Raw genomic sequence first — 25,088 nt, 5'->3', positions numbered from 1 at the left:
GGCAAGTATTGCGTATGGCCGCCGAACTTTCGGACGAGCATCGGATGATTCGCCAGACCGTCAGAGACGTCTGTACGGACGAGATCGAGCCGATCGCTCAGGAGATCGAGGACGAACATCGGTTTCCCGAGGAGGTGTTCGATGTCCTCGCGGAACTCGACGTCATGGGCGTGCCGATCGGCGAGGAGTACGGCGGACTCGGAGGCGATACGATGATGTACGCGCTGGTCGCGGAGGAACTCGGTCGCGTCTCGGGCTCGGTCGGGCTCTCGTACGTCGCACACACTTCTCTGGCGTCGAAACCGCTCGAGCTGTTCGGCACCGACGAGCAGAAAGAACGGTGGCTTCGACCCCTCGCCGAGGGAGAGTACCTCGGCGGGTGGGCACTTACAGAACCCGAAAGCGGGTCGGACGCCTCCGGAATGAGCACGACGGCGCGAAAAGACGGCTCGGAGTGGGTTCTCGACGGGACCAAGCAGTTCATCACCAACGCGTCGGTCGCCGGTTCGATCCTCGTCAAGGCCGTGACCGATCCCGAGGCGGGGTACGACGGGATCTCGACGTTCATCGTCGATCCGAACGAGGACGAGGGTTTCGAGGTGACGACGACGTGGGAGAAGATGGGACTCAACGCCTCGCCCACGTGCGAAATATCGTTCGACGGCGTCCGCCTGCCGGCGGATCGCCTGCTCGGCGCGGAAGGCGAGGGGTGGGAACAGACGAAAACGACCCTCGACGGCGGCCGGATCTCGATCGCCGCGCTCTCGACGGGACTGGCACAGGGGGCCTACGACCACGCCAAACGCTATAGCACCGAACGCGAACAGTTCGGACAACCGATCGCGAAGTTCGACGCCGTCCGCGACAAGGTCGTCGAGATGTACCGCAAAACCGAACGCGCGCGGCTGCTCACCTACGAGGCCGCCCGAAAATACGACCGGGGCGACCCGGTCACGAAAGCCTCCGCGCTCGCGAAACTAGACGCCAGCGAAGCCGCTCGAGAGGTCGCCGAGGACGCGGTGCAGGTACTCGGCGGCTACGGGTACACGACCGACTTCGCCCCCCAGCGATTCTACCGCGACGCGAAACTCATGGAAATCGGCGAGGGCACGAGCGAGATCCAGCGACTCGTCATCGGGCGGGAACTCGGGCTCTAATCGAGCCGGAGAATCGACGGGCCGATTACCGGAGTACCCTCGGGTCAGACGATCAACGACGATCACTTGCGGCGGTTGAACGGGAACAGCGACATCGAAACGACCGAGGAACGAACCGTCGTTCCCTCTCGTCGGCGGTACGACCGCGTCAGGTGGAAGGCGACCAGATAGCCGATCGCGAACAGTATCGCTCCGATGACGACGTTGCCGACCAGCAGAAACTGAACGAACCCGATCGCCATATCGGCGATGTCGTGCTCGAGCGTTACGAGTTGTTCCGAGCCGAGGAACGCGGTTCCGAGCCGGTAACTGCCGAGATAGACGGCTGGCTTGACGAGCGGGTTCAGGAGGATAGCCGCCGCGAACATCGCCGCTTTGCTCGCCCAGGACTGCCAGTACGCGAGCATCGCGAGTGCCCCGAGGCTGAGTCCGCCGGTCGGCATCGACGTCACGAAGAGCCCGATCGCGAAGCTGATGGCGACCTCGTGTGGGGTATGATCCGCTCTGAAAGCTGCCGTCAGTTCGCGTCGAACGCGGTCGCGATAGACCGCCACCCGTTCTCGAAGCATTCGACTGATTTGAGTCGATGGAAAGCCTTCAGGAAAAAACTATCGGTGGCGACGGAACGCCATATAACATCCGTAGCCACCGTCACGCTGGCGTTCCGGTGAATTACGGGAAGGTTCCGGCCTCTTCGAACGCGCCGGCGACCCGCTCGAGGGCGACGACGTAGGCCGCCGTTCGGAACGAGTCGAGATCGTTCTGTTCGTAGCTCTCGACGAGGTCGTCGAAGGCGTCGACGATGATCGACTCGAGTTCCTCGTTGACGCGCTCTTCGGACCAGTAGAAGCGCTGTCGGTTCTGTACCCACTCGAAGTACGAGACGGTCACGCCGCCCGCGTTCGCGAGGATGTCGGGGATGACAAGCACGTCCTTGTCGGCCATAACCTGATCCGCTTCGGGCGTCAGCGGGCCGTTTGCGGCCTCCGAGATGACGTCGGCCTGCACCGATTCCGCGAGATCACCGTCGATGGCGTTCTCGAGGGCCGCGGGGATCAGCAGATCCACGTCGAGCGTGAGAACGTCCTCGTTCGTGATCTCCTCGGTCGCGCCCTCGAACCCGGAGATGGATCCGGTTTCGTGTTTGTGGTCCTTCGCGGCGACCGGGTCGAACCCGTCCGCGTTGTAGACGCCGCCGCTCGAGTCGCTGGCGGCGACGACTTTCGCGCCCATCTCGTCGATCAGCTTCGCAGCGATCCAGCCGGCGTTTCCGTAGCCCTGCACGGCCACGGTCGCGCCCTCGAGGTCCTTCCCGAGGTAGTCGAAGGCTTCGCGCGCGGCGAGCACGGTCGAACGGCCGGTCGCCTCGACGCGGCCCTCGCTGCCGCCCGAGTCCAGCGCTTTGCCGGTGATGACGCCGGGCTGGGTCGAGTTCTCGAGGGTCTCGTAGGTGTCTTTGATCCAGTTCATCTCCCGCTGGCCGGTGTTTACGTCCGGCGCGGGAACGTCGCGGTCGACGCCGATCAGCGGTCGGAGCTCCGTCGCGAACGCTCGCGTGAGCCGTTCGATCTCGTCTGCCGAGTACTCGCTGGGATCGACGATGATACCGCCTTTCCCGCCGCCGTAGGGAATCCCGACGGTTGCACACTTGTACACCATCCAACCGGAGAGCGCTTTCACTTCGTCACGGGAAACGCCCGGGTGGTAGCGAATGCCGCCCTTGTACGGGCCACGGTCGCCGTTAAATTGAGAGCGAAACGCTTTGAATCGCTCGAGCGATCCGTCGTCGAGTTCGACGGTGAGATTCGTCTCGAGCACGCGCTCTGGGTGTTTGAGACGCTCGATGACGTCGTCATCGGCATCGACGTACGGGCTCGCCTCGTCGATTTGGGACTGCAAACTTTCGAACGGGTTGGTTTGCTCCGACATACACAGCTATTTTTCCGACCGGGGGATAAGCGTAGCGAATGTCTGTCACGGTCAGTTTTAAAACATATATAATTCATATAAATATGGCTTAGGATGGCAAGACCGTTACGCTATCGATTTCAGTACTTTGTTCGAGATTCGATGCGGAAGCAAACCGTGTCGCTAGATCTCGGACACCTTTCCGGAGCGTCCATTTCGTCTTGTATCCTGTCTCTGCGAGGAGATCGAAGTTGACGTGATATGATGGCCCGGGATTTTTGTCCTCAAGATACGTTACCTCAAGGTTGGTATCGAGCTCTTCCCGCACGAGTTCGGCGATCGTTTCGATACGATAGTTTTCATCGTTTGTACCGACATTATACACTGGTTCCGACCATGCCTCTGGCTTACAGACAGCTTGCTTGTACGCCCGTGCAGCATCGCGTACATGAATAAATGGTCGCCAATTGCTCCCGTCCCCATAGACTGTCAACGACCGATCGGTTAGCGCTCGGAAGACGAAGTGATTGACAACAAGATTAAACCGGATCCCAGGGCTGTACCCGTAGTTTGTACTCATTCGTAGTGCCGTTCCGGTGAATGCCTCCTCATCGAGATATTCGCGCAGGAGCTGTTCAGATTCGTACTTTGTCTCCGCATACGGGTTAAGAGGGTCCGGTTCTGTTGTCTCGTCAATCTCCGTGCTCGTCGCACGGCCGTAGTTGTTACACGATGAAGCGAAAACAACGCGCTCGACACCGGTTTTTTGGGCAGCATTGAACACGTTTCGAGTCCCCTCAAGATTGACTGCCCGTGTTTCGTCGGCCCGATCATGGGTGCTTGCCGCGCCGGTAATCGCAGCTAGATGGACCACACGATCCACATCTCGCATAGCCGTTTCGACATCACCGTAGTTACGGACATCTCCTCGAACGAACTCGAGCGTTCCATCGAACTGTGCTTCGACGAGGTTCGACGGAGAACCACTTGCGAGCGAATCGAGGATCGTAATCCGAGCAACGCGGTCGTCGGCCTGTAGTTGCGGGACGAGTCTACTGCCAATATAGCCACACCCTCCGGTGACAAGGATATGTGTTCCGGTATTTTCAGTTGGCATCAGGGGTGGGTTGGTCGGCGTCGTCGCCATTGTACGTGAGCTCCGTCTCGTCTTCTTTTTCCCAGTCGTCGAGTACGCCGGGGAGGAACCGATCTTCGTGGGCGGTGATCGTCTCCTCGTACGTTATGAGTGTCTCGAGTATATCACGAACACCCTCGGTGAAGGTCTGGCGCTGTTCACCGATTAGATTCATGTAGCGGTCGTTTTCAATCTCCATCTTGTGGGTTTCATCCTCATCACGTGGGTTCTCGAAGTGTTCCACAGCGACGTCGAGATCAAACTCATCGCCGACCTCAGCGATAGTGTTAGCCATTTCAACGATGCTAATCGCGCGCGTTACCTGATTGTAAACGACGTGATCATCAGGTCTGTCAGCCGGATCAGCGAGTGCAAGCTGGGCAAGTCCTTCAACAGCGTCTTCTAAGCTGATGAATGGTTTTCGCTGTTCGCCTTTGCCATAAACCGTCGTCGGATAACCAGCGATTGCCTGGGCGCAGAAGCGGTGGGCGACGACTCCAAAGTAGTAGTCGAAGTCAAACCGGGTTGTTAGTCGCGGATCAGCGGCTGTTTCGTCAGTTTGTGTCCCATAAGTAATGGCGGTTCGAACGTCCGAAATTGGAATGTCGAACTGTTTGTGTGCAAGGCGCATGTTCGCAGCATCATGACTTTTTGTGAGGTGATACCACGATCCAGCCATTGCTGGGAATGGAACCTCATCACGATTATCTTGATTTACCATCGATGCGCCACCTTCGGGAATGGGGAACTCTGGTGCCCCATAGACGCCGGTCGTGGTAGTCTCAATGAAGTGGGTGTCGTTCAGGTCGTGTTCGTCCAGCCCCCAAAGCAGGTTGCGCGTAGCCTGCAGGTTGTTGTGCTGGGTGTAGTTTGCCCGTTCGCCATTGATCTGTGAGTATGGTGCAGACGGTTGGGCAGCCGTGTGGACGATGGTATCAGGTTCATGAATCTCGAGGAGTTCGTTTACGGAGTCTTTGTTCGTCAGATTGGTCTCGACGAACGACAGGTTGCGCAGTCCGTGGACATCCCGGGCGGCGTCGAGGCGTTCGTCCATTGTCGCAATCGGAGTCGCGCTCGTGCTGCCGACCTCCGAAACCCACTCTCGTCGGGAGAAGTTGTCCGCGCAGACGACGCAGTCGTCCGTTCGCGACGCAATCCGCAATGCAGTTGGCCAACCAATGTAGCCGTCGGCACCGGTAAGGAGTATTGTCATAGTTACTCAGCCTATGAATAACTAGATCTTCTGAAAAAGATTGTCGTTTTTGTCCAACGTGTTTTGACCCAATTAGCGTGCGAACCCGGTGTGCAGAGGCCTACTATTGATCGTAACACTTCGAGTAGGCACCTAAGAGCATGTTATACAATGGTATCCAACAGGAATCATTCACGATCTCGGTCTTGAGCAAAACCTATGACTGACGAATCTCACAGGATCATACGTGAATTGGGAGCACTATAATCGCCAGGGAGAGGGTATGAGACGTATTCTATGATGCGCTGTCCTAATTGGCTATCAGTTAGCGGCGGGGAAGTTAAATGAGTCTCCCCAATAATCATGCAACACCCCGATGAAATTTTGAGGTAACCAACAGTATTATATTGTTAGTTTACATAGAAAATTCGTGAGATGACCGGGGGCGAGAGAAATCACAGAGTTCCGTATGCCGTATATTGGGGGCGACCATCACACGATTACGGAAGGAGAAGGGATTGATGAGACAGTACATTCACACCTTCAAGGAAAACTGGTCTGTGACCCCTGATGCTACCGCTATCGTCGATTTCCCCATGCATACTATCAGCAAGACTGCGAACTGCCAGTTCATATTGTTCGCTGAACATCTTTTAAAGAGGAATCAACAATGACCGAAAACCCGACAGATCGGGACTTTAGGGAACCACTTGGAGATACCTCGGAAAGCAATATTGCGGACGATGAAAAAACGATCGAACGCCCGACAACAGAACGCCCGAAAATCGTCGAACGCTCGAGAGCGCCGATTAGGACAGCTGTTTCGACAGCCAGTTCAGGTTCGTCGCCGCGGCGGCGAGTAAGATCGCGCCGAGCGAGATCAGGATCAGGAACGTCGAGACGACGCTGACCATCGGCGACAGCGAGTTTCTGAGCTGGTTCCAGGCGACCACCGGGATCGTCTCGGTGGTGTGATTCGAGAGGAAAAGCGCCATCACGAACTCCTGCAGACTGACGATGAACGCCAGCAGCGCGCCGACGAAGATGCCGTGTTTTACGTTCGGCAGGACGACGTGGACGAACGATCGCACCGGGCCGGCGCCGAGGTCGTGGGCCGCGTCTAACTGCTGCCAGTCGAACCGTCTGAAGACCGAGCGCATGACGAAGTAGACGAGCGGCGTCGCCCACAGCGTGTGCGCGAGGATCAGGCTCACGTACGACCCCTGCAGGTCGAACTCGGTGAAGTACACGAGCAGCGTGACGCCGAAGATGACCGGTGGGATCAACATCGGCAGGAGAACGAGCGGCGCGAGCAATCGTCCCACGAGCCCGTCGTCTATCTCCTGACCGAACGCGGCCGTCACGCCAAGTATCGTCGCGACGACCGCCGTTCCCAGACCCACGAGCAGGCTGTTGTCGAACGCGCGCAGCCAGTCTGTCTGGTCGAAGAACGATTCGTACCAGGTGAGAGAGAACTCCGCCGGCGGGAACGCAATCTGTCCCGAAGCGCCGAAGGAGGTCACGACGACGACGGCGAGGGGCAACAGCATGAACGCGAACACCACGAGGTAGCCAGCCCGGAAGAGGGCCGTCTCGAGGCTTTCTCTACGCATACTCCACCTCACCTCCGAAGCGCGAGAGGACGGCGACGAGCGCAGAGATCACCACGAGCATCGCCGCGATCATCACGACCGACAGCGCGGTCGCGGTCGGCCACTGGAAGTCACGCAGGATCTGCCCTTCGACCCGCATCGCGAACGTGACGTCGTCGCCGAGTAGGAACGGCGCGGCGTAGGAGCCGACGCTCCAGGCGAAGGATATCACCGTCGCGACGATGATTCCCGGCATCGCCTGCGGGACGACCACCTCGAGGACCGACCGGGGCCGACTCGCCCCGAGGTCTCGGGCCGCCTCGACTAACTGCCAGTCCATCGTCGCGAGCACGCTGTAGATTGCCAGCACGGCGTAGGGCAGGACGATGTACACCTGTCCGACGATCGCTCCCGCGAGCCCCGGGACGATCTCGAGCGGCGTCGAGAGTAACCCGACCGACTCGAGGAGACTGTTCAGCGTTCCGGTGGGAGAGAGCAGCGGCCGGAAGGCGTAGGTCTTGACGACGAGCGTCGTCAGCAACGGCAGGACGACCGAGAATAGCAGCAGCGACTTGGTGAATCCGTCGGCCCGCCAGATCGCGTAGGCGTACAGGAGACCGACGGCGACGGCGATCGCCGTCGCGATGAGCCCGATCGTAAAGGAGTGGACGATGACCTCTCGCGGAACCTCGCTCGTGAGGACATTCGCGTAGGCGTCCGCCGACCACGTCCCCTCCGCGTAGGCCGTCCCGCGCTCACCTGCCTCCGAGACGCTGATTCGGAGCAGGATCAGGAACGGCGCGACGAATATCAGGAGTTCGAAGATCACGAGCGGGGCCATGAGCAACAGCGCTCGCTTCGAGCGCGAGCGCGCTACGAGCGGCTTCCAGAGCCGCTCTATCGCACCCGACGCGGTGGCGTTCGAATTTCCGGACATGGGTTACAGGTCGACCCTCGTTCCGTCTTCGCGGAACGCGAGTACGTCCGCACCGTTCCAGCGGATGCGAATGTCGTCACCGGCGTCGAACGCGCCCGAGTCGGCGACCGTTCGCTCGACGAACACCGAACTATTCTCGATCGCGACGGAGTATCGAACCGTCGAGCCGCGGTAAATGGCGTTCTCGACGGTTCCGACGATCTCGTTCGTCGTTCCCCCGTCTGCGACGGTCGCAGTCTCCGGATCGGCGTCGTTCGCCACCGGACTCTCGCCGATCGTGAGGACCTCGGGACGAAGCGACAGCGTGAGTGACTCCCCGACGGCGAGCGCGTCGTCGCCGTCGCTCGGGAGGATCATCTCCTGGCCGAGTTCCGTCTCGACGACGACCGATTCGGCCGTCGTCCGCGCGACCTCGCCCGCGAGGAAGTTCGTGTCACCGAGGAAGCCCTCGATGAATCGGTTCTTCGGGTTCTCGTAGACCTCGTGGGGGTCGCCGACCTGAACCAGTTCGCCGTCGGCCATGATCCCGATCCGATCGGCCAGCGTGAACGCCTCGTCCTGGTCGTGCGTGACGTGGACGAACGTCTTCTCGAGATCCTCGTGGATCTCGCGGAGTTCGATCTGCATGTCCTCTCGCAGGCGCTTGTCGAGGTTCGACAGCGGCTCGTCGAGCAAGAGGACGTCCGGGTTGACCGCCAGCGAGCGCGCGAGCGCGACCCGCTGTTTCTGCCCGCCGCTCAGGTTCGTCGGGTTGTCGTCGGCGTGCTCGGCCATCTCGACGCGGTCTAACATCTCTCGAGCACGCTCCCGACGTTCGTCCGTCGAGGTCGACTGCATCCGCAGTCCGAAGGCGACGTTCTCGAGGACCGTCTTGTGGGGAAACAGCGCCCAGTCCTGAAACACGGTCGCGGTCGTTCGGTCATAGGCCGGCCGCTCGGTGACGTCGTCCTCGCCGATGCGGACCGTCCCGTCGGTCGGCGACGTGAGCCCGGCGATCATGCGCAGCGTCGTCGACTTGCCGCTGCCGCTCGGACCCAGCAGGCAGAGCAGTTCGCCGTCTTCGATCGTCACGGAGACGTCTTCGACGGCGAGTTCGTCGCCGTAGCGCTTCTCCAGGCCGGAGAGTTCTATTTCTGACATTGGCTTCAGTCGTTTCGAATGCTCGAGTACTCGGACTCGAACTCGTCGTAGTAGTCGATGAGGTACTCCCAGTCGGGGAAGGCGATGTTCTGTGCCTCCTCGGCGCTCGTTGGCAGCTGCTCGCCGAGATCGTTGGCGTACTCCATGTCGGCGTTACAGAACAGCGACGGACTCGATTTCGACCACTCGGTCTGGACCTCGGGCCGCATGAGAAAGTCGATGAACTCCTCGCCTCGGTCGCGCTTGTCAGTCCCGCTCGTCACGCACCAGTGGTTGAGGTAGCCGGTGGTCTCCTCGGGTAGCGTGTGCGTGAGCCCGTCGTAGTCGCCGATGTCGTAGGCGGTCTGTTCGAAGTACCACTGCGCGACGTCGATCGTCCCGCTTTCGAACGCCTGCCAGATGTCCTGGCCGCTGCTGGCCCAGCTCTGGACGTTCCACTCTCGGATCTCGTCGAAAACGTCTCCGTGGAGGGATTCGTCGTAGAGTTCGCCGGCAGCCTCCTGATCGTCCATGCCCATCGCGGCGGCGTGAACCGGGAACCACCAGAAGCCGGTATCGATACCGAGCCCCCGACTGTCGTCGACCTCGCTCGAGGAGATGTCGGCCCACTCGGTCGGCTCGAAGTCGAGGTCCTCCCGGTAGATGATGTTACACGGCGCGCCGTCGACCGGCATGCCGTACTCCGTCGGGCGGAACTCGCTGTAGTAGTCGATGGTCTCCTCGAGATGAGGAACGTTTTCCGTCCGGATAGACTCGAAGAGCCCCTCCTGACGGCCACGGTAGTAGAAGTTGCCGTCCGTGACGGTGACATCGTACGGCGGGTTCCCCTGCGATTGTCTGATGTTCGCGAGGATGTTGTTCCAGCCGGTTTCGACCTGCAGCGTCACGTCATATTCGTCCTCGTACATCGGGACGACGGACTCCTTGAACCGATCCGCGTAGTTCCCGCTCCAGACGCAGACGGTCAGCGTCTCGCCGGACGACGTCGATTCGTCGCCGAAGATCCGCGTACACCCTGCCAGTCCCGCGGCCGATCCGGCCGCGACGCCGGCCAGCATACCCCGACGAGAGACGCCACTCGTCGATTTGGTCGTTGATTCCGTCCCAGCTCCCCTCGTCTCTGCAACCCGTGTCGGGTCTGCAGCCATTGGTGCCACGGCCTTATCCGAGTCCAACATAAAACGGTTGTGAAGTTCGAAACGGCCGCGTCCAGTCCCATGCGGACCGTTCGCAAGTCATTGGATCCCGAACGGATCGCGCGAGCCGACGGTGTCTCGCGGCCACCTTCGGTCCCCGGTGGACTCACTCGAGCGTCTCGGCCGGATCGACGACCGCACCAGTCGCGGGATAGACGCGACCTGCTCGCACAGTCCGCCCATCGGGCAGGCGTCCGGATCCTCGAGACACGCCGGCTTGCGCGCACTGCAGTACTCGCGGCCGAACTGGATCATCGCCGTGTGTCCGAAGCCGCATTTAGCCGTCGGGACGTCGCGTTCGACGACCTCGCGAACCCCCTCGTGATCCGCGCCGGGCGGCGCGATTCCGAGCCGTCGAACGATGCGGTGGACGTGGGTATCGACCGGGAAGACGCCGCCGCGACCGCCCGCGAAGAGCAACACGCAGTCGGCCGTCTTCGGACCGACGCCGCGAACCGAGAGCAGCGTCTCGCGAACCGTCTTCGACGGCTCGTCCGCGATGAAAGCGTCGAACGCCACCGCGGAGCCGAACTCCTCGAGAACCCACTCGGCCGTGTCGATGATCGTCTCCGACTTCTGGTTGTACAGCCCCGCGGAACTGATCGTCTCGGCGAGTTCGCTCTGTGCGGCGTTTGCGAGCGCCTCAGCCAGATCGGTCTCGTTTTCTCCCGACTCGTCGGCACCGTAGCGCTCGAGCAGCGCGTCGTGTGCGGGCTGGCTGGCCTTGTCGCTCGTGTTCTGGCTCAAGATCGTGCGGACAAGACAAGTGAAGGCGTCCTGCCCACCGTAGGTCTTCTGCCAGTACAGTTCGCCGAGCTTGTCGACGACCGCCTCCGCCCGCGTCTCGGCCTCCGCCGGGTCGAACGCTGCCGCGACGCCGCCACCCTCGAGACCGCCGCTGATGTTACGCGACGGTTCCGGGTCTTCGCTCATGTATTCACGTAGTGCTCGAGCGGGCAAAACCCCACTGGATCGCTCACCGGGGCTACTCTAGGTCGCCGACAGACACCGTGACAACGCTCGCTCGCGCTCTCACTCGGCCATTGAAACGCCCCTCACTCGTCTACGGAAACAGTAATCGTCACGGTCACGTCCGCGCCCGCAGCAAGCGACTCGACGAGGTCTCGATCGAACCCCTCCGCGGCGTGTTCCGCCTCGAGCGCGATCGTCCGCTCGTCGACGTACTCGCTCGTTCGGCCCACCGCGCTGCGCTCGCTCGAGAACTCGAGGGCCGGGTCGCCGCCACCCCGGACCGAGTCTCGGTGGCCGTCGGCCTCGAGCGTGACCGTGATCGTCGCGTCGGGGCGCTGGCAGGCGGCGACGAACTCCGGGTCGAAATCCGCTGGCGCGCGATCGGCTTCGATCGCGAGAATACAGTCGCCCGCGGGGGTCAGAAAGTCGTCCGTCGATATCTCGAACGTGCTCGCGTGCTCAGCGCTGACGTTCTCGTGGCCGCGAGCGTGAATGATTTCCTCGAGGGTGCGCTCTCGCTCGTCGGTATCCCCTCGCCGTTTACCGTCCCCACTCGTCGTCGGATCGCTCATAGCTACGTTCGCCGCCTCACGGTGAAAATGGAATCGATCGCGCGTCCGGTTCTCGAGCGGTGGATCAGTTTATACCAAGCTCGCGCCGTCGAACTCGCCGCGACTGTACTCGATCTCCATCAGATCGAGGATCGTCGGCGCGATGTCGTAGAGGTCGGCGCCGTCGATCGTCACGTCGGGATCGTCGACGTACAGCGACGTGTCGTCGAAGCTGTGCATACCGTTTCGCGGTCCCGTCGTGAACACCTCCGAATCGGCCTTGAAGCCGGATTTGAGATCGAAGCCGTTCGACGGAATCGCGACCAGATCAGGCGCGATCTCGTCGTGGTCGCCGCGGAAGGCGGCTTCCTTCTCGACGACGCGATCGACCACCGTGCGGCCCTCGGGCCCCTCGAGTGCCTCGAGTTCGGCCTTGAGTTCGTCACGAACCGCGTCGTACTCGGATTCGGGAACTGACCCCCGGGGCTCTCGCCCCTCGAGGTTGATGTAGAACCGACCCGGAATGAACGAGTAGGCTTTGGTCTCGTCGGCGATGTCGTCGAGTTCTTCGGGCTCGTCGGTCCGGAAGGAGAGCCAGTCGTTCTCCCGAAGCCACTCGTTGAAGTGAACCTCGTAATCGAGGCTGGTGAAGCCGTGATCGGAGGCGACGATGAGCGTGACGTCCTCGGGAAGCGCCTCGCGCAGTTTCCCGATGTAGTCGTCGACCTTCTCGTAGAACTCGAGGAACTCCTCGCGGAACTCGCCGTCGCGCTCGTAGTCTCTGAACAGGAAGTGGTTGACCCGGTCGGTCGTCATGAAGACGCCGAAAAAGAGGTCCCAGTCGTCCTCCTCGATGTAGTGTTTGAACGCCTCGTAACGCGCGTCGACGGTCGCGTGGGCGTCCTCGATGAACTCGCTTTTGTCCTCCTGGTGGCCGAGTTTCGGGTTGACGTCGATCCGGTACTCGTATCCCTCGAGGGTGTCCCGAACGTCGTCGGGATAGGCCGCCTTCTCGAGGCCGGGAGAGAGAAAGCCCGAAACCATCCGCTGGACGTTTCGCTGAGGCGGGAACGTGACCGGCACGTTCATCACCGTCGCGTTTCGCCCCTCCTCCTGTACGCGATCCCAGAGTCGGGTGGCCTGCACTTCGTTGCCCATCGGGACGTAGGTGTCGTAGGTGCCGACCTCCCGGTCCTGAAAGCCGTAGACGCCCGTCTCGCCGGGGTTCATCCCGGTCGTCAACGAGGGCCAGCAGGCGCTGGATTCCGGCGGTACGATGCTCGATATTTCGCTCGCCGTCCCGTCCGACGCGATCGCCGCGAAGTTCGGAAAGCGATCCTCGTTATCCCTGAGAAGACTGTAGGGAACACCATCAACTCCGATAAACGCGACTCGAGGGCTTCCATCGCCCCGTAACCGGTCAAACAGACCCATGCGGGATGGTAGTCCGAGCGGATACAAGAACCTTCGTTTCCAGACACTGTTTTCGAGAACGACCGACACCGATCGCGGCCAGGGTGCGATCCGAGAATCGCCGGCCGTCCGACCGTGTCTACTCGAGACGACTCGAGATCGACACGCCCCGCGTTACTCGGCGTCGTCCGGTTCGAAGTTCGTCGGAACGATCGTCGGATGCGCCATCCCGACGCCGGTCTCGGGTTCGTCGGGGTCTGAACGCCGGTATCCAACGGGGGACTCTTTTGCTGCCATAACGAGTAAATCAACGCTCCCGCGACCAATAAAATTACCCATGCTCATAACGCATGCGAGTCTGCGCGTTGATTACCGCTGTGAATCGCCGCAGTTCTGTGAACCACCGTGAATCGCTACACCCGTGAATCTTCGCACCACTGCGAATATTCGCAGCTACCGAGAGCGCTGTGTACCGAGTGTGTATCCGGCGAAAAAACCGATCGCCCAGTTCGGTCAGCGACGCTCAGGCGAAGTTCTCTTCGTAGAGATCCTGTGCGTGTTCGATCGCGTCGTAGGCGGCCTGTTTGTCCTCCCAGCCCTGCGTCTCGACTTCCTTGCCTTCCTCTAAGTTCTTGTAGGTCGCGAAGAACTCGTCGATCTCGTCGAGTTGCTGCTGTGGAATGTCCTCGAGGTCCTCAATGTGGTCGTATCGGGGGTCCTCGGAGGGGACAGCGATGACCTTGTCGTCCTGCTCGCCGTCGTCGTCCATCTTCATCAGGGCGACGGGACGCGCTTCGATGATGCAGCCGGGGAAGGTCTGATCCTCGACGAGGACGAGCACGTCGAAGGGGTCCTCGTCGTCGTAGTACGACTGGGGAATAAAGCCGTAGTCGGAGGGGTAGTGGACGTTCGAGTGGAGAACCCGATCGAGGACGACGCCCGGAACGTCCTTGTCGTACTCGTACTTGTTGCGTTCGCCTTTCAGACACTCGACGACGGCGTAGATCTCTTCGGGCGCGTTCGGTCCGGTTTCTATGTCTTCCCAGAGGTTTACCATACCGAAACGATTCATGGACGATCAAAAAGTACTTTCGTAATCGAACTGGAACCTATAGCTGATGGCCACCAGACGAATTAGTAAGGTGCCCGGGAAATCGAGATATAGCTCGATTTCCCCGTCTGCGGACCGCTTTGGATCTCGTGGGAGCCGCTGTTCGTCGGGATTCATCGCGACGAGTCATCTGGCCCACCGAACTCCTTTAGTGCGCAGGGGAGTCATAGAATTCTTCTCAAGAATGAATCCGCTCATAATATACCGTGTACTCAATATGGATGGAAATGGTATCCGAGTGGTACGCTTCGATCCAAAACCAGCGGCCACCGATCAACGCATACACAATACCGAAACCGGCGAAAACCAGATCGCCATTCATACTACCGAATACAGCCTGTATACCCCCCAACCCGATCATCGCCGCTCCAATGAGACGCTGTACGCGTTCTCGTTCCATTCATTCTGAGTGAGTGATTTTCGATGTACAAATTTTCACTGTACTGTGCGGTGTATATCGCTATCTGTACTGCCCCTCGAGGCCAACACAGTCGGTACGCAAACAGCCCGATAACAGCCTCATCGCGGCCGGTCGTCCGTTACGGTCTTATAGTGTGCTCGAGTCGAACTCCCAACTCGCGTTTTCGACTCACAGTGTGTTAGCCGGGGTTTCAGTGCTCTCGAGGCCTACCGCGATAAGTTCCGTGGCCGCTCGTGCCTACACAGACCGGCCGTAGCGGAATCGCTCGAGTCGACTTCGCTGTCGCTCATCCCCGGTTCGGGCGTCTCGTTTGGTGATCCAACTGCCACAGATGATGGCCGTGCGAACGGGCCGGCCCTGCGGCGTTCGACGGCGTATCCGGGCGTTCATCGGACATCTCAATCGCAGCCATCGCCCCAATAAATCATATACTGCAATACAAAATTCTGGTATTCGATCGTCGCCGAACAACTCCCATTCGAAAGGGTTCGATCACGACGCACCGCAAAAAGAAGCCTCGGGCGGCTCTCGCCGGTTATCAGGGTCGCCGCGCGACCAGAACGGCCGCACTACCCACGATCGCGGCGACCGCGATTCCGGCCGCGAAGCCGGGGACCGAATCGCCGTCCGAGCCGTCATCTCCTGCGGACTCGTTCTGTGTCGCTGGGTCCTCCCCGCCGTTACCGACGGTGAGGGTGCCGGCCGCTCGAGCCGGATCGATGGAGTCACCGCCATCGGCGTCGAGTTGGGCGTCCGAGACGCGCAGATCTGTCACGCCGTGGTCGACACCGCTAACGTCGACCGCTGCGAGAGTGACGTTCGTTTCGCCGGGCGTGACCGCATCGTCGAGGTCGATCGCTTCGAGCGTGATCGTCTGCTCGTCGCTGGTCACGACGGGATCACTCGAGAGGGCGAACCGATCCGGATAGCTGGCGTTTGCGATGGTCGCGACGCCCTCGGTCTCGAGAGCGAGCGTAACCTCGAATCCCGCGAGCCCTTCCGGTGCGTCGGTCAGCGCGATACGGTGTGTCGCGTTTGACGCTGGATCGACCGTCCCGTTGGAGACGACGAGCGTCGGGTCGGTCGCCGCGTCCTGACTCCCGACCGTCGCGCTCGGAACCGATTCGGCTCCGGCGACTGCGACCGCCCCGATCGCGGCCGATCCGACCGCGACAAGGATCGCCATCGTAACGGCGAGCGTCCGGATCGTCCGCCGGCGCTGTGGCGTTCGGACCGGGAACTGCGCGTCGGCGGTCGGTCCGCTCGAGTCGGTTCCGCCTATCGAGTTCACAGTTCGTCGGCGAGCGCGACGATGTCTTCGTAATCGATGCGGCCGTTCTCGTTGAAGTCGAAGGCGTCGTCGTTCAGTCGGACGGAATCGCCCTCGATGTTCTCGAACAGGACGACGATGTCGTCGTAGTCGAGTCGGCCGTTGCCGTTGATGTCCTCGAACATCCCGTCACCGTCAGGGTCGGTCGGAGGACTGCCGCCGGGTCCGCCACCGCCGATCGACGGCGGGCCGGTGACGATGACGCCGGGTCTCGGCTGGGGATCGATGGCCATCCCCGAATCGTCGTCCATCGCGTGGACCGCGAGCGTGAAGTCGGTCGTTCCCGCACCGACGCCCTCGAGTTCGATCGATGCAAGCGTGACGTTTCGCTCACCGGATTCGATCTCGTTTCCGATATCCGCGAATCTGAACTCGATGGTCGAGCCGTCGTCGCTAACGGTCGGGTCGCTGGTGAGTTCGATGCCGTCGGCATAGTTCGCGCCAGTGATCTCGGCGACGTCCGTGTGCTCGACGGACGCGGTGATGCGTCCGCCCGCGAGTCCGTTGGGAACCGACGAGAGCGTCAGGTCGACTTCGCCCGTCGCCTCCTGACTGACTCCGAGGGAGTCGACGTGAAGCGTCGCCGGCGGTTCGTAGACCCACAGGGTGTCGTTGGAATACGACCTGCCGAACCCGCCTTTGTCCTCACAGAGCAGCACTCGGCCGTCGTCCATCACCATCACGTTGTCGACGTTGATCAGCGAAACGTCTTTTAAGGACTTGGAGTCGCTCGCGTTCGGGCCGACGATGACCGGCTCGAGCGTGGAGACATCGTATCCGGTCTCGAGTTCTGCGCGGTAGACGACGCCGCTGTCGACCTCGTCGAATCGGAGTTCTCCTTCCTCGTCGGTCATGTACCCGCCGAGCGAGGAGATGCCGAAGTAGATGAAGTCGCCGGGTTGGGCGTCGTCGTGGGAGTCGATCCCTTCGGCCTTGTTGAACTCGACGCTCGCTCCAATCTCCTTGGCGGCGGCCCGCGTCTCGAGGAACGGGACCCTGCGCAGGTTCTCGTCGACCTCGTCGGGGCCGCGTTCTTCGTACTGTCGGCCCCACTCGACCACCTCCTCGTCGGTGATGTAGTCCTGATTCCCGTTGATGGCGACCTCCTCGTCGGCCTCGGCCAGCGCGGCCTCGAGGTCGTCCTCCCAGTCGGTCTCTGCGTGGGTCTCGAGGTAGTCGACCTGCGTGACGCCGTCGTAGTCGCTAATCCAGGATTCGACTTCGGCGTTGCTCGCGCTGCCCAGTTCGAGCCACTCGACCTCGAGGTCCGTCTCGGCGACCGGTCCGTCGCCGACTTCGGTCGCTTTTATCGCGAAGAGCGTGCCGCTGACGTCCATCCGGCTCTCGTATTCGGGGATCGGCTCGTCGGCGACGAACTTGTAGATTCCCTTCGCGCCGCCGTCGGAGGCGAGGTAGACCGTCCTCTCGTCGGGTAGTACTTCCGGACATTCCCACGCGGCGCGACCGAATACGTGGTGCTTGACGGGGGTAGGTTCCTCGGCGGTCGGATCGGCGATTTCGACGATGTGGCCGTACCGGTAGCGGTTCGGGAAGTCGCCGTCGATGGGCGTGTACGTCTCGTCGTCGTCCGACCGGTCCGGGGCATCGGCGCCGAGATACTCGGCCAGCCGCTCCATGCTCCAGGTCGAGCTGAGCCCCATCGGATACCAGCTCTCGTCGCCGAAGATCTCGTCGAGATCGTCCGTTAGGGTGTCGATATTGGGCCGGTTCCAGAACTCGCAGCCGCCGCGGATGCCGACGCCGCTACCTTCCTCGACGATGTCGCTGACCGTCGCCAGACCGCCGACGCGCGGGTGATCGTACTCCTCTTCGGCCGAGAGGGGCGTCTCCCACGGGCTCAGGTCGCCATAACAGTTGATCTTCGTCCCGCCGAGTTCGCGAAAGGCGTCGTGGTTCTCGATCTCGTCGGCGTTCTCGAGGTCGACCTCCCAGCTCCCCTCCTCGGTTCGGCTGATCGGCGTTCGCGAGATCGAACCGGGCGTGTTCTCGTTGTTCGTAAAGAGATAGCCCTCGGTGCTGTCCTCGTTCGTCGAGACGAAGAAGTTCATGTCCATGTTGTCGCCGGTCGGGATGTTCTCTCCGTCGGGGGTCTGGGGGATCCCCAGTTCTCCGTCCCGCCGTTGATCTCGTCACCGTACTGCGCGAGAAGCCGATACTGTCCGCCTGCTGACTGCACCTGCCCTTGCTCCCCGTTGGTTCGCGGCGGTGCAAGCTCCTCGAAGTCGTCGTTGTCTCCGTCGAACGTAAACCGGAAGTCGTCGACGACGCCGACGCCGCCCCGATCGAACGGCGCCGGGTTGTCGTCGCTCGGGTGCTGGAGGCTGTAGAGCAACTCGCCCGTCTCGAAGACGAACGGCCCCGTTACCTCGGCACCGCGCGCCGTCGTCGAGAAGCGTTTGAGCTTTCCGTTGACGTACGGAGCTGTCAGCGTGTCGTGTTCGTCCGGTCGATCCGCTGCGCCGGCTACGCCGACCGCGCCGGCGCCGATCGCCGCTGCCATCGACGATGCCATCAGGTTCCGCCTGGTAAATTCGGGCATGCAATTTGATGAGCGAATCGCCAATAAATGGAAGTTTATAATAGGTATAATAAATACTATTATCTCTCTATTTTCTACATCTATTGTCCTGTATCCTAACCGGATCTCCCAAGGACTATTGACCACTATGGAGGACTCGAGATCGGTCGTCACGTCGTGCAGTCGGACGGTCGTCACGTCGTGCGACCGGTCGAATCGTCGCGGCGGAACTGACCGAACGGTGGCAAGTTACCCGACTCGAGAACGGTTGGACTCGCTATCGAACGCCGAACGCTGGATCACGGGACGGGAGAACAGCCACGCGAGATCAAAAAGCCAGCGCTGAAAACAGCCGTCGAGCAGAGCGACTACTCGAGGTCCTGTGTCGTCACTTCGGCCCGAATCTCCTCGGCCCTGTCGTGGACCCACGAGCGATACCGGTCGATATCGGTCGGCGTGACGCCGTAGAACGACGCGACCCAGTTCGTATCGGCCCAGGGCAGCGTCAGGAGGTACGCGGCGAGGGTGTCCTTGCCGGCCTGAATAATTTCGGGCGGCACGCCGCGAGCGCCCGTATCCGCCTCGACGAATCCGTTAACGTCGAAGTAGACGTCGGCATACAAGCGGGCGTCCTCGAGGCTATCGAAAGCGATTCCGACGTGGTCGGGCGCCTCGAATCGGTAGTCGTCGCCGGCCCCGTCGGTTTCGACGATGCGAACTCCGAGCACGTACTCCTCGAGTACCGTGCCGTCGGTGTCGGAAAGGCTATCGGACGTGGACATGAGTCGGTTTCCTCGAGTTCAGGCGCGTCGACAGTCCCATTAAGAATTTATATGATCACTATATTGTCCTCGCGACGGAAACGTATCGTCACTTCGCGCACGGGAGCGAGGACGACGCGCCATCGAACGTCCGTCGATTAATTCGGGTTCGGGTCGGATCAATCGCCGAATCAAAATCGACCGCCGAATCACCATCGCGACGACCGGTCCGATTTCGGAACTATCGGAACCGCCGCACCGTCGCTTAAGGGAGTGGCACCCAAATCACGAGCCGTGATCGTCGACGACCGCGTCCTCCACGAGGATTTCGTCCCGAGCGAGGTGGTCCACCGCCACGAGGCGGTCAACCACCTCTCTGAGACCCTCGAGCCGCTGCTCTCCGACGCTCGGCCCGAGACCGCCTTCCTCTTCGGCCCGACCGGCGTCGGCAAGACCTGTATCGCCCGCTACACCGTCGACCAGCTTCGCGACCAGCTCCCGAGCGTTCGGACCGCCTACGTCAACTGCTGGCAGGAGTACACCCGGTTTCGGGTGCTCTACAGCGTTCTCGAGGCCGTCGACCGGGCGTTCGATGTCCATCGCTCGACGCCGAAAGACGAACTCTTCCGGCGGCTTTCGGACGCGGACGACCAACCCATCGTCGCGATTTTGGACGAGGTGGACCAGCTCGAGGAGACCGAGGTGCTCTACGACCTCCATCGGCTCCCCCACGTCTCGCTCGTGTTGATCGCCAACCGCGAGGAGGAGCTATTCGCGAGCTTCGACGACCGGGTTCGCTCCCGACTGCGGGCTGGCACCCGCGTTCAGTTCGACCGCTACGGGACGGACGAACTCGTCGCGATTCTCGAGGAACGCGCCGTACAGGGGCTCGAACCGGGCGCAGTCGGCGAGCGCCACCTCCGGACCATCGCCGACGCCGCGGCGGGGGACGCCCGCGTCGGGATCGGCATTCTCCGCTCGGCGGTTCGTCGCGCGGAGCGCCGCGGCCTCGAGTCGGTCACAGACGACGTGCTCGAGGCGTCGATTCCCGACGCGCGGACGGCGATCCGTCGAAAGACCGTCGAGCAGTTGATCGAACACCAGCGGGTGCTCTACGACCGCATCGCGGAGGCGGGCGAGATCGAACCCGGCGAACTCTACGCGGCCTACGAGGAGGCGGTCGAGGACCCGAAGACCAACCGAACCCTGCGAAACTACCTGACGAAGATGGTCCACTACGACCTGATCGAGGCCGTCGGCGAGCGTCGGGGCCGGACCTACCGCCTGGTCGACGACGAATAAGGGCGGTGCGTCTCCCACCGTTTCGAGCGGCGGACGGTTCGCCGCGCTAATCTGTCCGCTCGAGCGACCACCTGCAACCTACATCCCTGTCGGCGTGGTCCGTTCTCGAGATGTCCGCAAGCGGCCTCTCGACGCCCATCGCGTTTCTCGTCGCAGTATCTGCCGTCGCGCTCGCGCTCGTCCACCTCTTCGTGGGTCGACTCGCGCTCGCGGACCGCGTTCCTCGCAGTCGGTGGCTCTCGTTCGCGGGCGGGGTCTCCATCGCGTACGTCTTCGTCCACATCATCCCGGAGATCCACGAGGCGGTGCTGACGGTCGCGGGCTGGGATCCCGTCGTCTCGTTCGCCGAGGCCCACGTCTACCTGATCGTGCTCGTCGGATTCGTCGCCTTCTACGGCCTCGAGCAGTACGTCCGCCAGTCGAACGTCGCCGCTCTTCGGTACGGCCTCGAGCCGAGCACGGGCGTCTTTTGGATCCACGTCGGGTCGTTCGCTGCGTACAACGCCCTCATCGGGTACCTGCTGGTCCACCGCGAGAGTCCCGGCGTCGCGGGCTTGGCGACGTTCGCCGTCGCGATGGCGCTGCACTTCGCCGTGAACGACTCCGGGCTCCGATCCCATCACGGCCGGCTTTACCACGATTACGGGCGCTGGATGCTGGCGGCGGCGGTGCTCGTCGGCGCGCCGTGGGATTCGCCGTGAAGATCATCGAACCGCTCGTCTCGGTGCTCTTTGCCTTCCTCGCTGGCGGGATCATCCTCAACGTCATCAAGGAGGAGCTGCCAGCCGAACGCGAGAGCCGGTTCTGGGCGTTCGCGCTCGGCGCGGCGGGGTACGCCGCGGTCTTGCTGTTCGCGTGAACGCCGCGGTCCTCTTTCTCGTCTGGACGCCGCCTCCCTCGTTTCGGAACTCGAGTGGTCGCCGCGAACACTCGAGCGCTCCCCCGTCGTTCCTCCCGAACGCGCCCGAACCCGTCCCTATCGGAATTACGGAACCCGCGTTCCGCCGCTTATGGATCGGCCGGCCGACCGTTCGGGTATGTCACGACTCGAGTTCGAACCCGGACTGACGTGCTGTCGAGTGCCGTCGGCGCGGTCGCCGATCCTCCACGAACTGGTCTGTTCGCGGCTCGCGGAAACCGCCGGCACCGCCTACTGGATCGACGCGGGAAACGTCGCCTCGACGCGGGTGCTGTACGACTGTGCCTCGAGTCCCCGCGTCCTCGACTCGCTTCGTATCGCGCGGTCGTTTACGGCCTACCAGCACCACTCGATCGTCCGCCGCGTCGTCGAGAAAGCGACCCCGAGAACGTCGGTTATCGTCGCGCCGAACGTCGTCGGCCGGTATCGCGACGACGACGTCCCCGCCTGGGAACGCGAGGAACTGCTCGCGGCGACCCTCGAGACGCTGGCCGAACTCGGACGGGCGCTCGAGGTTCCGGTGCTGGTCACGGCGGCGAGCGACGCGGCCGAAGAGCGGGTCACAGAGCGAGCAGACCACCGCGTCGAGTGCATCCGGACGCGGGAGGGCGTTCGCCTCGAGGGCGACGGCGCGGAGACGATGGGGTACTGGCAGGGAGCCTACTGGCAGACGACGATCCCCTACTGGGTCGACTGCTGCGGCGTCGCCGACCGGATCGATCCCGTCGTCGCGGCGGCCGATCGCGGATTGTTCGACGCGGCTCCGGAACCCGGCGGCTCGAGCGGCGGATCACTCCGGACGCCCGAAACGGAGGCGTCGAGCTGATGGGCCGGACGAACCCGACCTACCGCGACGCGGTCTCGAGCCTCGAGTCCGAGTGGGGACCGATGCGCCGTGCGCTCCGGCGGGAGTACCAGGCCGATTTCGACCGCCTGTTCGAGCGCGCCCGCGGGTTCGCCGACGCGGCGGGCCACGCGAACGCGACGGACCCCGAACGCGCGCTCGTACTCTCGGTGTTGCTCGCCCACGAGGTTGAACTCCGACAGGTCCGCGGTCGGCTCGAGGAGGCGGAGACGGAACTCGAAGACGCCGAGGGACGGCTCGAGAAAATCGAGGCGAGACTCGCGGAAACCGATTCCAGACTCGAGGAATCCGCGACGACCGGTCCGGAGGACGGTCGCTCGTGACCGCCCCTTACACATTCGAGTTCGAGGACGGACTCGTCCGCGAGTGGCGACTCACCGAGGACGGGGCGACGTTTCGGGAGGTCGAACACTACCGCCCGTCGCTTTTCGTCTCGGCACCCGACCTCTCGGGGCTCGAGGCGCGCCTGCGGTCGGATCCGAAGGTGTCGGGGACGACGCGCGAGCGGTGGGCCGCAGACCTCCACGAGAGTCACGCCGACGACCGAACGGAGTTGCTGCGGGTCAGCGTCGAGCGCGTCGACGAAATTCGGACGCTGGCTCGCGAGATTCGCGGAGGCGACGGGCGCGTACCGCTCGCGCCCGGCACGATTCGGCTGTACGACGTCGACCTCGATCCGGGCTTTCGGTACTGTCTCGACAACGGGATCGACCCGACGCCCGAGCGCGGCTCCCGGACGACCCGGGGCCCCGAGCGCGGGCTTCAAACCCTCGAGATCGAGATCGACGACCCGGGGCTGGCCGACGAGGACGTCTCCGAGTTGCGACTCGACGGCGAGCGCGTCACCGGCGACCCCGCGGACGTCTGCTGGTCGATCGGCCGCCGCCTCGATCGGGTCGATCCGGACGTGCTCGTCCTGAGCCACGGCGAACTCGTACCCGTCCTCGAGTCGGCGGCCGCGCGTGCGGGACTCGAGGAGTTTCACCTGGGGCGGCTCCCCGGCTGGCGTCGAATCGCGGGCGCGAACACCTACGAGAGCTACGGCGCGGTCGGTCACTCGCCGGCCCGATACCGCGTTCCCGGACGGGCGATCGTCGACAGATCCAACAGCTTTCTCTGGCACCAGTCCGGGCTCCCGGGGCTGTTGTACATGGTCGAAAAGACCGGCAGACCGCTACAGGAGGTCGCCCGCGGGAGCATCGGCACGCTATTGACCTCGAGACAGATCCGGCTCGCGCGAACCGAGTACGACGTGCTCGCGCCCCAGAACAAGTGGGAGCCCGAGGAGTTCAAGGACGTCTCGACGCTCCACGCCGGCGACCGCGGCGGGTTCACGTTCTCGCCGGAGGTCGGCTTTCACGAGGACGTTCACGAGATCGACTTCGCGTCGCTGTACCCGCGGATCATCTGCCGGCGAAACGTCAGCCCCGAGACGATCGGCTGTGACCGCGATCACGGATCCGGTGGCGATGGACTGAGCGGACACGGATCCGATGATTGCGACGGATCAACGTTCGAATCCCCGCCCGACGTGGCCACCGTTCCGGACCTCGAGTACGACCGGTGTTCGAAACCCGGCTTCCTCCCGGAGGTCCTCACGACGTTGCTCGACGACCGCGCCGAGATCAAACGGCGACTCGAGTCCGATTCGCTCGCGGACGAGACGGCGAGGCGGCTCCGGGCCGAGTCGGGCGCGATCAAGTGGGTGCTGGTGTCCTGTTTCGGCTACCAGGGGTATCGAAACGCCAAGTTCGGTCGCATCGAGTGCCACGAGGCGATCAACGCCTACGCGCGAGACATCGCCCTGCGGGCGAAAACGCGACTCGAGGACGGCGGCTGGCACGTTGTCCACGGCATCGTCGACAGCCTCTGGGTGACCGCCCGCGCGGACGACCCGGAACCGCTCGAGGCGGTCGTCGAGGACGTCTCGAGTTCGGTCGGCATCGATCTCGAGCACGACGGGCGCTACGAGTGGGTCTGTTTCGTCCCGTTGCGCGACTCGAGCGAGGGGGCGTCCGTTGGGGGAGATTCGGCGTCGCCTGTTCGCTCGAGTTCGCCCACACACCCACAGTCGAGGTCGACGCGGCCGGGCGCGCTCAACAAGTACTTCGGCAAGCGAACGGACGGGAGCTACAAGTTCCGCGGGATCGAGACCCGCCAGCGGAGCACGCCGGAGTACGTCGTCGAGAGCCAGCGCGAGTTCGTCGCGGTCCTCGACCGCGAGCGCGACCCGGCGGCGGTCTGCGACGCGCTCGAGGCGCGAATCGGGCGACTCCGACGCGGCGCGGTCGACCCCGACCGGCTCGTCCACACGAAACGTGTCTCGCGTCGACTCGAGGAGTACGGCCAGCGCACGCGGACGGTCGCCGCCCTCGAGCGGTACGATCGCCACGGGATCGACCGCCACCCCGGTCAGTCCGTCGAATACGTGGTGACCGACGACGACGCGGACGGCATAGAGCGCGTTCGGCTCGCGTTCGAAGACTGTCCGTCCGTCGACGTCGAGTACTACTCGAACCTGCTCGTCAGCGCCTGTGTGAGCATCGTCTCGGCGCTGGGGTGGAATCGACGCCGGATTCGCGAACACCTTCGGGACGGGAAGACGGTTCGACTCTCGACGTTCGCATCGTCGGAATGAGTGATTCGA

At 62.5% G+C, this 25,088-nt stretch carries 20 protein-coding genes and 3 pseudogenes; 6 read left to right on the top strand and 17 right to left on the bottom strand.

All coding sequences use genetic code 11. From position 1 onward, the window contains the following. The first annotated feature begins 14 nt into the window (after window positions 1–14). Window positions 15–1,157: an acyl-CoA dehydrogenase family protein gene (locus tag EL22_RS04515; RefSeq protein WP_050050344.1), complete on the top strand. Its 1,143-nt coding sequence runs from the start codon at window positions 15–17 to the stop codon at window positions 1,155–1,157. 62 nt (window positions 1,158–1,219) lie between these two features. On the opposite strand, the gene EL22_RS04510 is transcribed toward EL22_RS04515, so the two are convergent. The 17 genes and pseudogenes from EL22_RS04510 to EL22_RS04430 all read right to left on the bottom strand — a co-directional run bounded on the left by EL22_RS04510 (window position 1,220) and on the right by EL22_RS04430 (window position 19,376). Next, the gene (locus EL22_RS04510) at window positions 1,220–1,726 is read right to left on the bottom strand and encodes a DUF2062 domain-containing protein (protein ID WP_050050343.1); all 507 of its coding nucleotides are present in this window, start codon (window positions 1,724–1,726) and stop codon (window positions 1,220–1,222) included. A gap of 103 nt (window positions 1,727–1,829) precedes the next feature. Next, entirely contained in the window at window positions 1,830–3,086 is a 1,257-nt protein-coding gene (locus EL22_RS04505; protein WP_050050342.1) for a Glu/Leu/Phe/Val dehydrogenase, read from the bottom strand. An 88-nt stretch (window positions 3,087–3,174) separates the two neighbouring features. After that, a complete protein-coding gene (locus EL22_RS04500; RefSeq protein ID WP_231587874.1) occupies window positions 3,175–4,212 on the bottom strand; it encodes an NAD(P)-dependent oxidoreductase in 1,038 nt (345 codons plus the stop codon). Further along, complete coding sequence (locus EL22_RS04495) at window positions 4,172–5,413, bottom strand: NAD-dependent epimerase/dehydratase family protein (protein ID WP_050050340.1); 1,242 nt, start codon at window positions 5,411–5,413, stop codon at window positions 4,172–4,174. Before EL22_RS04495 ends, EL22_RS04500 begins: the two co-directional genes overlap by 41 nt. Window positions 5,414–6,201: 788 nt before the next feature. Beyond that, on the bottom strand, window positions 6,202–7,005 hold the full coding sequence (locus EL22_RS04490; protein WP_050050339.1) for an ABC transporter permease: 804 nt from the start codon (window positions 7,003–7,005) through the stop codon (window positions 6,202–6,204). Next, window positions 6,998–7,921 (bottom strand): ABC transporter permease, encoded by a 924-nt coding sequence (locus EL22_RS04485; protein ID WP_050050338.1) that lies wholly within the window; start codon window positions 7,919–7,921, stop codon window positions 6,998–7,000. The genes EL22_RS04490 and EL22_RS04485 overlap by 8 nt, the downstream gene beginning before the upstream one ends. 3 nt (window positions 7,922–7,924) lie before the next feature. Beyond that, a complete protein-coding gene (locus EL22_RS04480; protein ID WP_050050337.1) occupies window positions 7,925–9,061 on the bottom strand; it encodes an ABC transporter ATP-binding protein in 1,137 nt (378 codons plus the stop codon). Between the two features lie 5 nt (window positions 9,062–9,066). Next, window positions 9,067–10,209: a PotD/PotF family extracellular solute-binding protein gene (locus EL22_RS04475; protein WP_050050336.1), complete on the bottom strand. Its 1,143-nt coding sequence runs from the start codon at window positions 10,207–10,209 to the stop codon at window positions 9,067–9,069. 154 nt (window positions 10,210–10,363) lie between these two features. Then, window positions 10,364–11,190: pseudogene (gene nth, locus EL22_RS04470) on the bottom strand (endonuclease III domain-containing protein). A gap of 122 nt (window positions 11,191–11,312) precedes the next feature. After that, window positions 11,313–11,801 (bottom strand): DUF371 domain-containing protein, encoded by a 489-nt coding sequence (locus EL22_RS04465; protein ID WP_082146660.1) that lies wholly within the window; start codon window positions 11,799–11,801, stop codon window positions 11,313–11,315. Between the two features lie 69 nt (window positions 11,802–11,870). Beyond that, entirely contained in the window at window positions 11,871–13,214 is a 1,344-nt protein-coding gene (locus tag EL22_RS04460; protein ID WP_050050335.1) for an alkaline phosphatase family protein, read from the bottom strand. Between the two features lie 153 nt (window positions 13,215–13,367). Next, entirely contained in the window at window positions 13,368–13,490 is a 123-nt protein-coding gene (locus EL22_RS18940) for a hypothetical protein (protein ID WP_255349655.1), read from the bottom strand. Between the two features lie 226 nt (window positions 13,491–13,716). Next, the gene (locus EL22_RS04455; protein WP_050050334.1) at window positions 13,717–14,250 is read right to left on the bottom strand and encodes an inorganic diphosphatase; all 534 of its coding nucleotides are present in this window, start codon (window positions 14,248–14,250) and stop codon (window positions 13,717–13,719) included. A gap of 232 nt (window positions 14,251–14,482) precedes the next feature. Beyond that, a complete protein-coding gene (locus tag EL22_RS04450; protein WP_050050333.1) occupies window positions 14,483–14,704 on the bottom strand; it encodes a hypothetical protein in 222 nt (73 codons plus the stop codon). A 559-nt stretch (window positions 14,705–15,263) separates the two neighbouring features. Further along, on the bottom strand, window positions 15,264–16,016 hold the full coding sequence (locus EL22_RS04445) for a hypothetical protein (RefSeq protein ID WP_050050332.1): 753 nt from the start codon (window positions 16,014–16,016) through the stop codon (window positions 15,264–15,266). Then, a pseudogene (locus tag EL22_RS04440) lies at window positions 16,013–18,615 on the bottom strand (alkaline phosphatase PhoX). Before EL22_RS04440 ends, EL22_RS04445 begins: the two are co-directional and overlap by 4 nt. 347 nt (window positions 18,616–18,962) lie before the next feature. Then, window positions 18,963–19,376 (bottom strand): hypothetical protein, encoded by a 414-nt coding sequence (locus EL22_RS04430; RefSeq protein ID WP_050050330.1) that lies wholly within the window; start codon window positions 19,374–19,376, stop codon window positions 18,963–18,965. A 273-nt stretch (window positions 19,377–19,649) separates the two neighbouring features. On the opposite strand from EL22_RS04430, the gene EL22_RS04425 reads away from it, so the two are divergent. The 5 genes and pseudogenes from EL22_RS04425 to EL22_RS04405 all read left to right on the top strand — a co-directional run bounded on the left by EL22_RS04425 (window position 19,650) and on the right by EL22_RS04405 (window position 25,079). Continuing rightward, window positions 19,650–20,657, top strand: coding sequence for a Cdc6/Cdc18 family protein (locus EL22_RS04425; RefSeq protein ID WP_050050329.1), 1,008 nt, complete (start codon window positions 19,650–19,652; stop codon window positions 20,655–20,657). 110 nt (window positions 20,658–20,767) lie between these two features. Further along, window positions 20,768–21,516: pseudogene (locus EL22_RS04420) on the top strand (hypothetical protein). A gap of 178 nt (window positions 21,517–21,694) precedes the next feature. After that, window positions 21,695–22,402, top strand: coding sequence for a hypothetical protein (locus EL22_RS04415; RefSeq protein WP_156184042.1), 708 nt, complete (start codon window positions 21,695–21,697; stop codon window positions 22,400–22,402). After that, window positions 22,402–22,764 carry a hypothetical protein gene (locus tag EL22_RS04410; protein WP_082146659.1) on the top strand — a complete coding sequence of 121 codons (363 nt, stop codon included), beginning with the start codon at window positions 22,402–22,404 and terminating at the stop codon, window positions 22,762–22,764. The genes EL22_RS04415 and EL22_RS04410 overlap by 1 nt, the downstream gene beginning before the upstream one ends. Next, window positions 22,761–25,079 carry a DNA polymerase domain-containing protein gene (locus EL22_RS04405; RefSeq protein ID WP_050050327.1) on the top strand — a complete coding sequence of 773 codons (2,319 nt, stop codon included), beginning with the start codon at window positions 22,761–22,763 and terminating at the stop codon, window positions 25,077–25,079. The genes EL22_RS04410 and EL22_RS04405 overlap by 4 nt, the downstream gene beginning before the upstream one ends. The last annotated feature ends 9 nt before the right edge of the window (window positions 25,080–25,088 follow it).

Source organism: Halostagnicola sp. A56, assembly GCF_000691505.1.
Classification (GTDB): Archaea; Halobacteriota; Halobacteria; order Halobacteriales; family Natrialbaceae; genus Halostagnicola.
Note: the sequence above shows the minus strand (reverse complement) of the source record. Positions and strands in the feature narration are given on the sequence as shown.